Genomic DNA, 13146 nt, shown 5'->3' on the forward strand with positions numbered 1-13146 from the left:
ACCAAACCGCCCCTTGCGAAGGGAAGTTCCATACGGTGGTGTTGGGGCGATCATACGGCGTCCCGAGGGGTGCGCGTGCAACGCCGGTGTTACGGATCCGGCGATCATGGAGTGCCGGCGCCGCGATCCACTCTTGTACCAGGCAGGCAAATGTGTTCTGGTGGTCTGACCCGGGAGCTCGGAGGGGGCGAGAGGTGACGTCTACGGCCGGTGCCGCGGCACAGCTTCTGGCCGTCAGCGATCTGCACATCGGCTACCCCGAGAACCGCACCCTGGTCGAGGAGATGCGCCCCGGGACCGACGGCGACTGGCTCCTGGTGGCCGGCGACGTGGCCGAGACCGTCGCCGACGTCCGCTGGGCCCTGGAAACCCTCGCCGGGCGCTTCCGCAAGGTCGTCTGGGCCCCCGGCAACCACGAACTGTGGACCCACCCGAAGGACACCGTCACCCTGCGTGGCGTCGCCCGCTACGACCACCTCGTCGAGATGTGCCGGGAACTCGGCGTCCTCACCCCCGAGGACCCCTACCCCGTCTGGGAGGGCCCCGGCGGCCCCGTCGCCGTCGCCCCGCTGTTCCTCCTGTACGACTACTCGTTCCTGCCGGCCGGCTGCACCACCAAGGAGCAGGGACTTCAGTACGCGCACGGCACCGGCGTCGTCTGCAACGACGAGTTCCTGCTGCACCCCGACCCCTACCCCTCCCGCGAGGCCTGGTGCCGGGCCCGGGTCGCCGAGACCGCGCGCAGGCTCGCCGGCATCCCCGAGGACCTGCCCACCGTCCTGGTCAACCACTACCCGCTGGACCGGCACCCCACGGACGTCCTGTGGTACCCCGAGTTCGCGATGTGGTGCGGCACCACGCTGACCGCCGACTGGCACCGCAGGTTCCGCGTCGAGACCATGGTCTACGGCCATCTGCACATCCCGCGGACCACCTGGCACGAGGGGGTCCGCTTCGAGGAGGTGTCGGTGGGTTATCCGCGGGAGTGGCGGCAGCGGGCGGAGCCGCCGGGACGGCTGCGCCGGATCGTGCCGGGAGAGGTCGGCGCACGATGATCGAGGACCTTCTGCCGGACGTGGTGGTGGCCGTCGAGAGGTACGGCCACGACGAGCCGGACCACGCGACGCTGTACCCCGAGGAGGCGGCGCTCGTCGTGCGGGCCGTCGCCAAACGCCGCCGTGAGTTCGCCGTCGTGCGGGCCTGCGCCCGCCGGGCCATGGAGAAGCTCGGCGTACCACCGCAGCCGATCCTGCCCGGTGAACGCGGTGCCCCGAAGTGGCCGGCCGGCCTGACCGGCAGCATGACCCACTGCGACGGCTACTGCGCCGCGGCCCTGGTCCGCGCCACCGACCTGGCCTCCCTCGGCATCGACGCCGAACCCCACGGCCCGCTCCCCGAGGGCGTGCTGGAGAGCGTCTCCCTGCCGGCCGAGCGGGACAGGCTGCGGGAACTCGCCGAGACGCAGCCGGCCGTGCACTGGGACCGGCTGCTGTTCAGCGCCAAGGAGTCCGTGTACAAGGCGTGGTTCCCGCTCACCGGCACGTGGCTGGAGTTCACCGAGGCCGACATCAGGATCCTCGTCGAGCCGGGGAAGCGCCTCAGCGGCACCCTGCGCGCCGAACTCCTCGTCCCCGGCCCGCTGGTGGGCGGTGAACGGCGCGGCGTCTTCGAGGGCCGCTGGACGGTCCGGGACGGTTTCGTCGCGACGTCCGTGACCGTGCCGCACGGCTGAGGGCACGGCACGGACCTCCGGTCCCGGCTACGCCTCCGGCGGGCACCAGCTCTTCAACAGCCTGAAGAACGCCTCCTCGTTGCCCGCGAGGCCCGCGTCCGCCAGCGCCTGTTCGGCCTCGGCGAGGACCGCCGGCGGGACCACCGGTGGCCGGGCGGTGTCCGGCGGACCGGACGCGGTGTCGAAAGCGGCTCGGACCGTGTGCAGCAGCCGCAGATACGCCTGGACGGCGGTGCGCTCACGGTCGGTCAGTACGGCGGTGGGCATCGTCGGCTCTCCCCAGGTCGGCGTCGGTCGCACCCCCGGACGGGGCACGTCGGTCGCACTCCGCACGGGCGTGCATCTCCAGCTTGCCGTCCACCACTGACAATCAGGCTCCCGCGCCCGCCCGTCCGCCCGCTTAGCGGAGGCGAAACCTCCCCGAAATCACCGTGGGGAAAGCGGTTCTACGCTGGACGGAAGGGCTTTCGGCCGCCTCGTCGCGGCCGGCGGAAGGCCAGGGAAAGGGAGGCGAGTACGTGGTCGACGACCCGCGACGGCGCCCGGTGCGCGCCGTCCGGCTGCGCTCGGTGGGCGACGGCGAACTGGAGCTGCAGTACCGCGTCGTGCACGGCTACCGGCGCGCCTTCCGCATGGCCGGCGAGGGCCCGCCGCTCGTGCTCATCCACGGCATCGGGGACTCCTCCGCGACCTGGGCCGATCTGATCCCCGACCTCGCCCGCACCCACACCGTCATCGCCCCCGACCTGCTGGGCCACGGCGACTCCGACAAGCCGCGCGCCGACTACTCGGTGGCCGCCTACGCCAACGGCGTGCGCGATCTGCTCACCACCCTCGGCATCGAGTCCGCCACGCTGGTCGGGCACTCGCTGGGCGGCGGGGTGGCGATGCAGTTCGCCTACCAGTTCCCCGAGCGCACCGAGCGGCTCATCCTGGTCAGCGCGGGCGGCGTGGGCCGTGAGGTCAACCCCGTGCTGCGGCTGGTGTCCCTGCCCGGCGCCCACCTCATGCTGTCCTCGCTGCAGCTGCCCGGCATGCGGCTCCAAGTGGGCCTCGTGGTGCGGCTGATGAAGCTGCTCGACACCGACCTCGGCCAGGACGCCCCGGACCTGCTGAACCTGGTCGACGCCCTCCCCGACGAGACCTCGCGCAACGCCTTCATCCGGACCCTGCGCGCGGTCGTCGACTGGCGCGGCCAGGTCGTCACCATGCTGGACCGCTGCTATCTCACCGAGGGCATGCCGACCATGCTGTTGTGGGGGGACCGGGACAGCGTGGTGCCCGTCCGGCACGCCTTCGGGGCGCACGACGCGATGCCCGGCAGCCGGCTGGAGATCTTCGAGGGCGCGGGCCACTTCCCGTTCCACACCGACCCCGCCCGGTTCGTCTCCCTGGTCGAGGAGTTCACGACGACCACGGACCCCGCCCACTGGAGCCGGGAGCACTGGCGGGAACTGCTGCGGGAGGGCAGTCCGGGCAGCCCGGGCACGCCGCTGACCCGTGGTGTGGAGCGCGAGCGGAGAGAGGCGAGCGAACGCAGCGCCACGTGAGACCCGTGGACCCGGGCCCGCAGCTCCCCGGTCGTCGTCAGCCCTGGGGTCCCAGATAGCCCAGCGACGTCTCGATCCGCCCCGCCAGGTGATCGCGCTGTACCGGGCCCCGCAGCGACGAACCCGCCAGCCAGGTACGGCACTTGCTGGCGAGGAGCAGGCCGAAGCTCTCCGCCTCCCGCTCGTCGTCGAGCTCGAAGCGGCTGCGGGCGGCCACCTTGCGGACCGTGGCCTGGAGGTCGGCGCCGTCGCTGAGGAGCCGGGCGGCGACGGCGGCGCCCTCGACGTGGTGCGAGCAGTGGCCGGCGTTCATGTGCCACAGCTCGTGGCCGAGGATGACCAACTGGTGGTCGGGGGCGGTGCGTTCCTCGATCACGACGAGGTCCTGGTCGGCCATGTCGAGCCACAGCCCGCTCGCCGTGCCGACCGGGAAGGGCGCCGTACGGAAGTGGACGGGGCGGCCCCGGCGTCTGCTCATCGCGTCGCACAGGGCGCCGTACAGGTCGTCGGGCCGTGCCGGCGCGGTGAGTTCCAGCTCCGCCACCAACTCGCCGCTCAGGCGGCGCATGTGCTTACCGATGCCCACAGTTGTCTCCCGGATCAGGACTCGGGCCGCTTGACGCTCTCCAGGAGCATGTCCAGCCACTCGGCGACCTTGTCACGGTGCTGGTCGGTGGGCAGCTGTGCGGCCCGCCAGGCGATCCCGCGGACCCCGTGGTCCAGCAGCAGCCGCTCCAACGGGTCACCGGCGGACGCCGCCGCCTCGCGCTCCCGGTCGGCGAGCTTGTGCAGGAGCTCCTGCTCGGTGTGCTGGAGCGCGCCCGCGAGCGCCTCCGGGTCCTCGGCCGTCAGGAACCCGGCGTGCACCCGGAAGAACCGCTGGATGGCGTCGCAGTGCTCCATGGTGGGGCGCCGGTCGCCGTTGATCAGGGCGCCGGCCTGCTGCCGGGACATGCCCGCACCGTCGGCGATCTCCTGCTGGGTGTACTTGCGCCCGTTGGGCTTGAGCCGGGTACGGCGCAGCAGGTCGAGCCGTTGCAGGAACCGCTCCTGGACGTCCGGTTCACCGGCCGGGCGCCCGCCGAGCAGGGCCTTGACCACGGGCTCGGGAACACCGGAGGCGACGGACAGGCGACCGGTGTCGAAGACCCGCGCGTGTGCCACGCCGAGCCGGTCGGCGAGTGCGGTGACGCGGGCGACGACGGCCGTCAGCACGACCGTTGCCGCGCCGTCCGGGCTCCCGAAGCCATCCGACACCGACAGATCTCCTACGTCTCTCACCCGACGTCTCACAGGCGGTCGCCGTGAACTTCCCGGAGAGTAGCCGGTTGTTCGAACTCACATCCAGGTCTCGCCACAACTGTGGCCAATTTCAGCCGTCAACCGCCGCGGAATGCCACGATAGTTGACATGGCTCGCTCCAGGGAAGCAGGATCAAGGCGCCGCGTGAAGGCCGCATAGGCAAGAGGGGTGACCTCCCGATGGCATATCAGGCAGGCGGGCAGCGGTCGGAACTGCGGCCCGTCCCCGAGGGGCTCGAAGCTCAGGCATATCTGCAGGACTACGCCACGCTCCTGGAAGCCGTCCCCTTCCCGTCCGTCGTCCTCGACCACCGCTGGGACGTAGTCCTCGCCAACGCCGCTTTCGCGTCACTTTTCCGTGCCGTGGGCCCGCACCCGACCGCCATGCCGGGTGACAACTTCCTCAGGTTCGTCCTCTTCCACCCCGACGCGAGCAGCGTCCTGGGCGAGCACGAGTCCCGCTGGTGCCTGCCGATGCTCGCGCACTTCGCGGCCGCCGTGGAGCGGCACGGCCACGACCACGGTCTCCAGGCGATCCGCCGGGACATCGCCCAGGACCCGATCATGGAGGCCGCCTACCGGCAGGGCCTGCCGCACTGGATCCGGGCGGTCGGCGAGCAGGCCGTGGAGCACGACGGCTCCGTACGCCCCCTGACGCACCCCGACCCGCGCCGGGGCACCACCGAGTGCCGGGTCGTCGACGAGACTCCGCCCACCCTGCGCGATCTGGGCTACACCAGGCTGACGCTGGTGCTCCGCGCGGCGCCCGCCCGGCGTCGCCCGCGCCGGGAGGCGGCCCATCTCACGGTGGTCCCCACCCCCCGGGTCTGACGGGCACCGTCGGCGTTCAGGTCGTCGACGGCGCCTCGTCAGCGGATGTCGGTCCCCCGTGGAGCAACGGTGCTTCACGGGGCCGCCGACCGGCCGGGGCTCTCAGGGCATGTCAGCGCGGCGGGATGGTGTCCGGCTCCGCCACGGGGGCGTCCTGCACGGCGACCCCGCGCTTGGCCGCCTGGATCTGCTCGTACACATGGGTGCGCAGCTCGGCGAACCGCGGGGCCACGCGGGTGTGCAACTGGTCCCGCTCCTCCGGCAGATCGACCTTCAGCTGCTCCTGCACGACGGTGGGGGACGCCGAGAGCACGATCACCCGCTCGCCCAGGTACACCGCCTCGTCGATGTCGTGCGTGACGAACAGGATCGTGATGCCGCGCTCCCGCCACAGCCGTCGTACGAGATCCTCCAGATCGGCACGGGTCTGCGCGTCCACGGCCGCGAACGGCTCGTCCATCAGCAGGACTTCGGGCTCGTAGGCCAGCGCCCGGGCGATCGCGACCCGTTGCTGCATACCGCCCGAGAGCTGCCAGGGGTAGGCGGTGGCGGCGTCGGACAGGCCCACCGACTCCAGTGCGTCGGTGACCAGATCCCGTCGTCTGGATTTGCTCAAGTTCTTCTGCTTGAGGGGGAGTTCGACGTTGTCGGTGACCCGCATCCAGGGGAAGAGACTGCGCCCGTACTCCTGGAAGACGAACGCCATGCCGGGCGGGGGACCGCTCACCTTCCGCCCGGCCAGGTGGACTTCGCCGGCCGTCGGAGCGAGCAGACCGCCCATGCACTTGAGCAGGGTCGTCTTGCCGCAGCCCGACGGGCCGACGAGGCAGACGAGTTCGCCCGCCTCGACGGTGAAGGTGAGGTCCCGTACCGCCTCGACGCGGCGGCCGGACCCCTCGTAGACCTTGTTCAGGCCGCGCACGTCAAGCATGGACCGCCCTTTCGCGTTCGGGTGACTCACGGGGACCGCCGGGCCGAGGCGCGCAGGCCGTGGTACCAGGCGAGTGCCCGCCGCTCGACCAGCTGGAAGACGACGGAGAGCAAATAGCCGAGCAGGCCGAGGACGATGATCCCGGTCCACATGTCGGGGACGGCGAAACTGCGTTGGAACTGGACGACGGTGAAGCCGATGCCGCTGCTGGCCGCGGACATCTCGCTGATGACCATCAGGATGATGCCGATGGACAGCGCCTGGCGCAGGCCCGCGAAGATCTGCGGGCTCGCCGAACGCATCACCAGATGACGCATGCGCGACGGGCCGGTGATGCCGTAGGAGCGGGCCGTCTCCAGCATCACCGGATCGACCGCGCGCACACCTTCGACCGTGTTGAGCAGGATCGGCCACACGCAGCCGCTCGCGATCACCGTGACCTTCATGGTGTCGCCGATGCCCGCGAACAGCATGATGACCGGTATCAGCACCGGCGGCGGGACCGCCCGCAGGAACTCCAGGACCGGCTCGCACACCGCCCGCACCCGCCGGTAGGTGCCGATGACGGTGCCGACCGCCACGCCGACGACGGCGGCCAGCGCGTACCCGGCCGTCAGCCGCCAGATGCTCGGCAGGACGTCGTGGCGCAGCCGCTCACCGGTCCACACGTCCGGGAAGGTCCGGACGATCGTGCTCAGCGGCGGCCAGAACACGTCGGTGCTGCCGGCGGACGCCAGCCACCAGGTCGCGACCAGCAGCGCGGGCAGCGCGAGCACGAAGACCGACCGGAGTGCGAAGCGCTTCACACCGCCACCTCCCCGCGCACCGACTGGTGCCAGGCCAGCGCCCGTCGCTCCACGGTACGCGCGCCGACGTTGATGAGCAGCCCCAGCAGGCCGGTCACCACGATCAGCGCGTACATCTCCGGCACCGCCTGCGAGTTCTGCGCGACCGCGATCCGCGCGCCCAACCCCGGTGCCCCGATGACGAGTTCACCGGTGATGGCGAGGATCAGCGCGACGGCCGCGGCGAGCCGGACGCCGGTGAACACATACGGCAGCGCGGTCGGCCACAGCACGTGCCGGATCCGCGCCCAGGTGCCGAGCCCGTACGACCGTGCCGTCTCGTCGGCGACGGGGTCGACGTCCTGGACGCCGTAGAGCGTCTGGATGAGGACCTGCCAGAAGCTGGCGTACACGACGAGCAGCAGCACCGAGCGCAGTTCGCTGCCGTACAGCAGTACCGCCAGCGGGATGAGGGCGACGGAGGGGATCGGGCGCAGGAACTCGATCGTCGAGGCCGTCGCCTCGCGCAGGTACGGCACGACCGACACGATCACCCCGATGACGACGCCCGCGGAGGCGGCGATGGCCAGGCCCAGGGCCCAGCCGGTGAGGGTGTCGCCGAGTGCCGTCCAGAAGGCGCCGTCGGAGAGTTCGTCCGCGAAGGCGGTCGCGATCCTGCTGGTCGGCGGGAAGTACTCCTCCTTGACCAGGCCGATGCGCGGCACCACCTCGCCCAGCGCGAGGAAGGCCGCGAGACCGGCGGCGCCCAGCGCCGCGTTCTCGAACCTCATGGAAGGAGTGCGTCGACGTCGGGGGTCTTCTTGAAGAACCCGTCCTCCTCGCCCAGCTTCGCCAGCGCCTCGATCGAGGCCCTGTTCGGCTCGGCCGGCCACTTCGGGAGGATCACCTGCTCCAGCACCGACGCCGGGATCTTGGTGTACGTCGTGATGATCTGGCGCGCCTCGTCGGGGTGGGAGCCGGCGTAGGCGAGGGACTCGGCGGTGGCCTCCTGGAACTTCTTCACCACGTCGGCGTTCTGCTGCTGGTACTTCGTGGACGTGAAGTACATGGCGACCGTGGTGTCCCTCGCCACGTCCACCAGGGGAGAGGCGATCACCTGGCCGCCCTGGCTCTTGATCGTGGCGAGCGCGGGCTCGACCGCGCACGCCGCGTCGACCTGGCCGCTGTCGAGTGCTGCGGGCATCTGGTCGAAGGCCAGCTCCACGAACTTCACCTTGTCCGGATCGCCGCCGTCCTTGCGGACCGACTCGCGCACGGCGGACTCGTTGATGTTCTTCAGGGTGTTGATGGCGACCTTCTTGCCCTCCAGGTCCTTCGCGGACTTGACCGGGCTGCCCTTCTTCACCGCGATCGCCGCAAAGTCCTTGCCCGCTGAGCCGGTTGAGGCGATGCCGTTGGAGACCGCCTTGATCGGCACCCCCGACGACTGGGCGAGGAGGAGGGAGGTGACGTTGGAGAATCCGAACTGGAACTGCCCGCTGGCGACCCCGGGCACGATCGCGGCACCGCCCGACGCGTTGGAGATCTGCAGCTTCAGCCCGTGCTTGCTGTAGAAGCCCTTCTTCTGACCCAGATAGACCGGCGCGACATCGACGATCGGAATGAGACCGAGCTTGACGGTGGTGGTCCCGCCGGACGACGATCCCCCGTCCGGGGCTCCCGAATCGCCGGACGAGCCACAGGCCGACACGGTGACCAGGAATGCTCCGGACGCGAGGGCGGCGAGCAGACGACGCATGGCTCCTCCTGTGCAGACTTGGTTGTTCCGACAGGCTGTGCTTACGACAGGCTGTGCGCAGACCGCACAGTGGTGCTCAGCGCGAAAGGTATTGGTCTCACGAGGCAAGGTCAATGCCTTTGGCTAACAATATTGTTGACAGTTGCCGATTTGTGCGCCCGACCCGCACGTCGAGCGCACCTTTCGCGTCCCTCCGGAGGCGACGATGTCCCAAGCCGACCGCGCCCCGCACTTCGTCCGGTCCCTGGAACGCGGTCTCGCCGTCATCCGCGCCTTCGACGCCGACCACCCGGAACTGACCCTCAGTGAGGTCGCCCGCGCCTGCGGACTGACCCGGGCCGCGGCCCGCCGCTTCCTGCTGACCCTGGCCGACCTCGGATACGTCCGCGCCGACGGCCGTACCCACCGGCTCACCCCGCGCGTGCTGGAGCTCGGCTACGCCTACCTGTCGAGTTTCTCGCTGGCCCAGATCGCCGAACCGCATCTGGAGCAACTCGGCCACGACACCAGGGAGTCGACGTCCCTGTGCGTGCTCGACGGCGACGAGATCGTGTACGTGGCCAGGGTGCCCGCACACCGGATCATGACCGCGGCGATCACCGTCGGGACGCGCTTCCCGGCCCACATCACCTCGGTGGGCCGGGCGATCCTGGCCCACCTGCCCGCCGAGGACCTCGAAGTCCGGCTGGCCCGCGTCGAGTTGCGCCCCGTCACCGCACGCACGATCGTCTCCGCCGACCTGCTGCGGACGGAACTGGAGCGGGTACGGCGGCAGGGGTACGCCCTCGTCGACCAGGAACTGGAGGAGGGGCTGCGCTCGGTCGCCGCCCCGGTGCGGGGCCGGGGCGGCGAGGTGGTGGCGGCGGTCAACATCCCCGTCCAGGCGGGCCGTACGACCCTGGCGGCGGTGCGGCGGGATCTGTTGCCGGCACTGCTGGCGACGGTGGCCGGGATCGAGGCCGACCTGCGGATCGCTACAGGTCCAGTACGAGCTTCTTCCCCCGGCACCGGGACACGCAGATCATCATCGTCTCCCCGGCCTCCCGCTCCTCGTCGGTGAGCACCGAGTCCCGGTGGTCCGGGGTGCCTTCGAGGACGTCGGTCTCACAGGTGCCGCAGGTCCCCTCGGTGCAGGAGAACAGCACCTCCACACCCGAGGCGCGCACGGCGTCCAGCACGGAGACATCCGCGGGGACGGTCAGGCTCTTCCCGCTCTGCGCCAGCTCGACCTCGAACTCCGTGTCGTCGCCCACCGGTTGTTCCTTCGGTGCGAACCGCTCCACGTGCAGCAGTCCGGCCGGGCAGCGCGCCTCCACCGCGTCGAGGAGCGCACCGGGACCGCAGCAGTAGACGAGCGTGCCCTCGGGTACGTCGCCCAGCACCGAGGCGAGGTCCAGCAGACCGGTCTCGTCCTGCGGGGCGACGGTGACGCGGTCGCCGTAGCGGCTCAACTCCTCGGTGAACGCCATGGAGTCACGCGTCCTGCCGCCGTACAGCAGGCTCCACTCCGCACCCTCGGCCTCCGCAGCCGCGAGCATCGGCAGGATCGGCGTGATGCCGATGCCGCCCGCGATGAACCGGTAGCGCGGCGCGGAGCGCAGGGCGAAGTGGTTGCGCGGACCGCGCACCCGCACCTTGTCGCCCGGCTGCACCTGCTCGTGCACATGGGCGGATCCACCGCGCCCGGCCGGCTCGCGCAGGACGGCGATCCGCCATCCCGTACGGTCGGCCGGGTCGCCGCACAGCGAGTACTGGCGCTCCAGCCCGGGGCCGAGCAGCACGTCGATGTGGGCGCCGGGCTCCCACTCCGGGAGCTGTTCGCCCAGCGGGTGGCGCAGGGTGAGGGCGAGCACGCCGTCGGCGGCCGAGTCCCGGCGGGCGACGACGAGTTCGGCTTCGTAGGCGTCACTCATGAGCGGTTTCCTCGAGGCTCGGGTGAGGGCGGCTCGTGTCCCCGCGACGCCTTCTCCTGCGGGGAGTGTCCGGTCGGGTGCGCGAGCATCCACTCCCACATCTCGATCGGGTCCTGCGAGGTGTGCTCGCGTCCGCAGTGACAGGTGCCGTGCAGGGTGTCGGTGCCCGGCAGCCAGTCGATGCGGTAGATCTCCCCCGTGGCTCCGGCAGTCACAGGACCTTCTCCACGGGCTTGTCGCCCTCCTCGACGAGACGGGCGAGGATACGGCGGGCGGCGAGGCCACCGGTGTCGATGTTGATGCTCAGTTCCTGGTAGCCGGTGCGCTCGGTGCCCAGCGTCCTCTGCAGCAGGTTGAGCGCGTCGACGTCCTGCATGACGACTGTGTGGTTGTTGCCCCGCAGGAACTCCGTGACCTCGGCGTCCTCGGTCGCCCAGTCGCGCGAGACCATCCAGAAGTCGTACACCTTGCCGTCGGCGGACGGCGTGATGGCGTACGTGATCTCGGTGTGGAAACCGTTCGGGTCGCTGCCGTCCGCCTCGGGCAGCACACCCACCGGGGCGATGCGGCTGTGCAGCAGATACAGGCAGGGGGCGTGGTACTCGATGTCCTGCCAGCGCGTGATCCGGCCCTCGATGCCGGTGGACTTCGCGTAGAACGGCGGGCACGCGGCGTCGTCCATGTGCCGGCTCACCCGGACGATGCCCGCGCCCTCGTCGACCTCCGTGGTGATCGGCGTCTCGGCGACCTCGGGGGTGCCGATGTAGCCGCCGTGCAGATAGGTCTCGTGGGACAGGTCGAGGAGGTTGTCGACCAGCAGCCCGTAGTCGGCGTCGATCGGCTCCATGCCGCGGACGGTGACCCAGCCGGGGGAGTCGAGGTGCCTGGCCCGCGGGATGGTGTCGGCGTCGGCGAGTGCCGGGTCGCCGATCCACACCCAGATCAGGGAGTCCAGCTCGGCGACGGGGTAGGAGGCGACCCGCGCGGTACGCGGTACGCGCTTCTGGCCCGGCACGTACACACAGGTGCCCGACTTGTCGTAGGTGAATCCGTGGTACCCGCACACGATCCGGTCGCCGTCGAGCCGGCTGGGCTTCTCGTGCAGCGGGAACCGGCGGTGCACACAGCGGTCGGCGAGCGCGACGGGCGTCCCGTCCTCCTCGCTGCGGTAGAAGACGAGGGGCTCACCGAGGACCGTCCGGCCGAGCAACTCCTCGCGCCCGACCTCGTGGCTGTAGGCGGCGACGTACCACTGGTTCCTGGCGAAGGCGGTCGTGTGCGGCATGGCGTTCGGCTCCCGTCGTTGGGTCGTGGCGACATCGTCGGGAAGGGATGCGCGGGGGCGCAATACGGCTTCCGCGTCACGGAAGAGTGCTTGGAAAGCTCCTGGTGAGAGCGGCGCCCTCGTCTTTCCCCGCGGGCGGCGAACCCGCCGCGCGACGGTCTTCCGTGCTGCGGCATACTCTCCCGATGAGTTCTCGCAGGTCCCCGATCCGTCAGCCGGTCACGATACGGAGGGCTGTCGCGCGGGATGCCAGGCGGCTCACGCGGCTCGTCCGTGGCTCAGGCGCCTACGAAGGCAAGTACGCAGCCGCAGTCGCGGACTACCGGGTCGGCCCTGACTACATCGAGGCCCACCGCGCCTTCGTGGCCGTCGGCACGGACGAGCACGGGGGCCGAATCCTCGGGTTCTACTCGCTCGTCCTCGACCCACCGGAGCTCGACCTGCTGTTCGTCGCCGACGACGTGCAGGGACGGGGAATCGGACGGCTGCTCATCGGGCACATGCAGTCCGAGGCCCGTGCCGCAGGCATCGACCGTCTCAGGGTCGTGTCGCACGTTCCCGCCGAGGACTTCTACCACCGCGTCGGTGCGGTGCGGACCGGGACCGCGTTCGCGAACCCGCCCGCCGTGCCGTGGGACCGTCCCGAATTCGAGTTCCGCATCTCTTCCGGATGACGCGGTGCGCCGGCCGGCGCGGAGGCCGTACAGGTCACAGTGCGGCGGCGATGTCCGGGGAACGTCATCGGGCGGCCTCCGCTGCCGGGCTGCCGCCGCATGTGACCGAGCTGGTCCGGGACCTGCATGACGCCCGCTTCATGGATGTCGCGGGCCTCCACCTGCTTTTCGAACAGCCATCGCCACAGGGCCCGCCCCGCAAGACGACGGTGACCAACCTCGCGCCCCAGCCGCTGCGGCTGCTGCTCCTGGCCGCCGAAATCAACCCCGCCCTGGAGTTCGCCCAGCTGCTCCCCGACACACCCACGGCGACCCTGCTCGACGACTGACAGGGGCACAGCTGGGCTGTGGTGAGCGCGGAGCGGGTCTGCCCGGCCTGGTGGCC

The 13146-nt window shown here is 70.8% G+C and carries 17 protein-coding genes; 7 read left to right on the forward strand and 10 right to left on the reverse strand.

Annotation, left to right across the window (positions count from 1 at the left end; translation table 11 throughout):
• The first annotated feature begins 194 nt into the window (after positions 1 to 194).
• Positions 195 to 1055: a metallophosphoesterase family protein gene (locus ACZ48Z_RS31485; protein ID WP_468739272.1), complete on the forward strand. Its 861-nt coding sequence runs from the start codon at positions 195 to 197 to the stop codon at positions 1053 to 1055.
• Positions 1052 to 1732: a 4'-phosphopantetheinyl transferase family protein gene (locus ACZ48Z_RS31490; protein ID WP_468739273.1), complete on the forward strand. Its 681-nt coding sequence runs from the start codon at positions 1052 to 1054 to the stop codon at positions 1730 to 1732. The genes ACZ48Z_RS31485 and ACZ48Z_RS31490 overlap by 4 nt, the downstream gene beginning before the upstream one ends.
• 27 nt (positions 1733 to 1759) lie before the next feature.
• Here the strand turns inward: ACZ48Z_RS31490 and ACZ48Z_RS31495 are convergent, their stop codons facing one another.
• Positions 1760 to 1999, reverse strand: coding sequence for a hypothetical protein (locus ACZ48Z_RS31495; RefSeq protein ID WP_468739274.1), 240 nt, complete (start codon positions 1997 to 1999; stop codon positions 1760 to 1762).
• A gap of 251 nt (positions 2000 to 2250) precedes the next feature.
• Here ACZ48Z_RS31495 and ACZ48Z_RS31500 point away from each other — a divergent pair, with 251 nt between their 5' ends.
• Positions 2251 to 3282: an alpha/beta fold hydrolase gene (locus ACZ48Z_RS31500; RefSeq protein WP_468739275.1), complete on the forward strand. Its 1032-nt coding sequence runs from the start codon at positions 2251 to 2253 to the stop codon at positions 3280 to 3282.
• A gap of 37 nt (positions 3283 to 3319) precedes the next feature.
• Here ACZ48Z_RS31500 and ACZ48Z_RS31505 read toward each other — a convergent pair whose 3' ends face one another.
• Positions 3320 to 3850, reverse strand: a complete 531-nt coding sequence (locus tag ACZ48Z_RS31505) for a toxin-antitoxin system, toxin component (RefSeq protein WP_468739328.1) — start codon at positions 3848 to 3850, stop codon at positions 3320 to 3322.
• Between the two features lie 32 nt (positions 3851 to 3882).
• The gene (locus ACZ48Z_RS31510; RefSeq protein ID WP_468739276.1) at positions 3883 to 4539 is read right to left on the reverse strand and encodes a helix-turn-helix domain-containing protein; all 657 of its coding nucleotides are present in this window, start codon (positions 4537 to 4539) and stop codon (positions 3883 to 3885) included.
• Between the two features lie 224 nt (positions 4540 to 4763).
• On the opposite strand from ACZ48Z_RS31510, the gene ACZ48Z_RS31515 reads away from it, so the two are divergent.
• A complete protein-coding gene (locus tag ACZ48Z_RS31515; RefSeq protein WP_468739277.1) occupies positions 4764 to 5414 on the forward strand; it encodes an MmyB family transcriptional regulator in 651 nt (216 codons plus the stop codon).
• 112 nt (positions 5415 to 5526) lie between these two features.
• Here the strand turns inward: ACZ48Z_RS31515 and ACZ48Z_RS31520 are convergent, their stop codons facing one another.
• Genes ACZ48Z_RS31520 through ACZ48Z_RS31535 form a run of 4 tightly spaced genes read right to left on the reverse strand, consistent with a single transcriptional unit; the run spans position 5527 to position 8889 of the window.
• Positions 5527 to 6345, reverse strand: a complete 819-nt coding sequence (locus tag ACZ48Z_RS31520) for an ABC transporter ATP-binding protein (protein ID WP_468739278.1) — start codon at positions 6343 to 6345, stop codon at positions 5527 to 5529.
• A 26-nt stretch (positions 6346 to 6371) separates the two neighbouring features.
• On the reverse strand, positions 6372 to 7151 hold the full coding sequence (locus ACZ48Z_RS31525; protein WP_468739279.1) for an ABC transporter permease: 780 nt from the start codon (positions 7149 to 7151) through the stop codon (positions 6372 to 6374).
• The gene (locus ACZ48Z_RS31530; RefSeq protein WP_468739280.1) at positions 7148 to 7921 is read right to left on the reverse strand and encodes an ABC transporter permease; all 774 of its coding nucleotides are present in this window, start codon (positions 7919 to 7921) and stop codon (positions 7148 to 7150) included. The genes ACZ48Z_RS31525 and ACZ48Z_RS31530 overlap by 4 nt, the downstream gene beginning before the upstream one ends.
• Positions 7918 to 8889, reverse strand: a complete 972-nt coding sequence (locus tag ACZ48Z_RS31535; protein WP_468739281.1) for an ABC transporter substrate-binding protein — start codon at positions 8887 to 8889, stop codon at positions 7918 to 7920. Before ACZ48Z_RS31535 ends, ACZ48Z_RS31530 begins: the two co-directional genes overlap by 4 nt.
• Before the next feature lie 205 nt (positions 8890 to 9094).
• Here ACZ48Z_RS31535 and ACZ48Z_RS31540 point away from each other — a divergent pair, with 205 nt between their 5' ends.
• The gene (locus tag ACZ48Z_RS31540) at positions 9095 to 9949 is read left to right on the forward strand and encodes an IclR family transcriptional regulator domain-containing protein (RefSeq protein ID WP_468739282.1); all 855 of its coding nucleotides are present in this window, start codon (positions 9095 to 9097) and stop codon (positions 9947 to 9949) included.
• On the opposite strand, the gene ACZ48Z_RS31545 is transcribed toward ACZ48Z_RS31540, so the two are convergent.
• The 3 genes from ACZ48Z_RS31545 to ACZ48Z_RS31555 are packed head-to-tail and all read right to left on the reverse strand — an operon-like array spanning position 9864 to position 12087.
• Positions 9864 to 10802, reverse strand: coding sequence for a PDR/VanB family oxidoreductase (locus ACZ48Z_RS31545; protein WP_468739283.1), 939 nt, complete (start codon positions 10800 to 10802; stop codon positions 9864 to 9866). The two genes, ACZ48Z_RS31540 and ACZ48Z_RS31545, sit on opposite strands and share 86 nt — an antisense overlap.
• Positions 10799 to 11017, reverse strand: coding sequence for a hypothetical protein (locus ACZ48Z_RS31550; protein ID WP_468739284.1), 219 nt, complete (start codon positions 11015 to 11017; stop codon positions 10799 to 10801). Before ACZ48Z_RS31550 ends, ACZ48Z_RS31545 begins: the two co-directional genes overlap by 4 nt.
• Entirely contained in the window at positions 11014 to 12087 is a 1074-nt protein-coding gene (locus ACZ48Z_RS31555) for a Rieske 2Fe-2S domain-containing protein (RefSeq protein WP_468739285.1), read from the reverse strand. Before ACZ48Z_RS31555 ends, ACZ48Z_RS31550 begins: the two co-directional genes overlap by 4 nt.
• A 185-nt stretch (positions 12088 to 12272) precedes the next feature.
• Here ACZ48Z_RS31555 and ACZ48Z_RS31560 point away from each other — a divergent pair, with 185 nt between their 5' ends.
• Both ACZ48Z_RS31560 and ACZ48Z_RS31565 read left to right on the forward strand, forming a co-directional pair.
• Positions 12273 to 12761, forward strand: coding sequence for a GNAT family N-acetyltransferase (locus tag ACZ48Z_RS31560; RefSeq protein WP_468739286.1), 489 nt, complete (start codon positions 12273 to 12275; stop codon positions 12759 to 12761).
• A 50-nt stretch (positions 12762 to 12811) separates the two neighbouring features.
• The gene (locus ACZ48Z_RS31565) at positions 12812 to 13090 is read left to right on the forward strand and encodes an STAS domain-containing protein (RefSeq protein ID WP_468739287.1); all 279 of its coding nucleotides are present in this window, start codon (positions 12812 to 12814) and stop codon (positions 13088 to 13090) included.
• Positions 13091 to 13146 lie beyond the last annotated feature (56 nt).

The organism is Streptomyces sp. NPDC031225 (assembly GCF_055570355.1).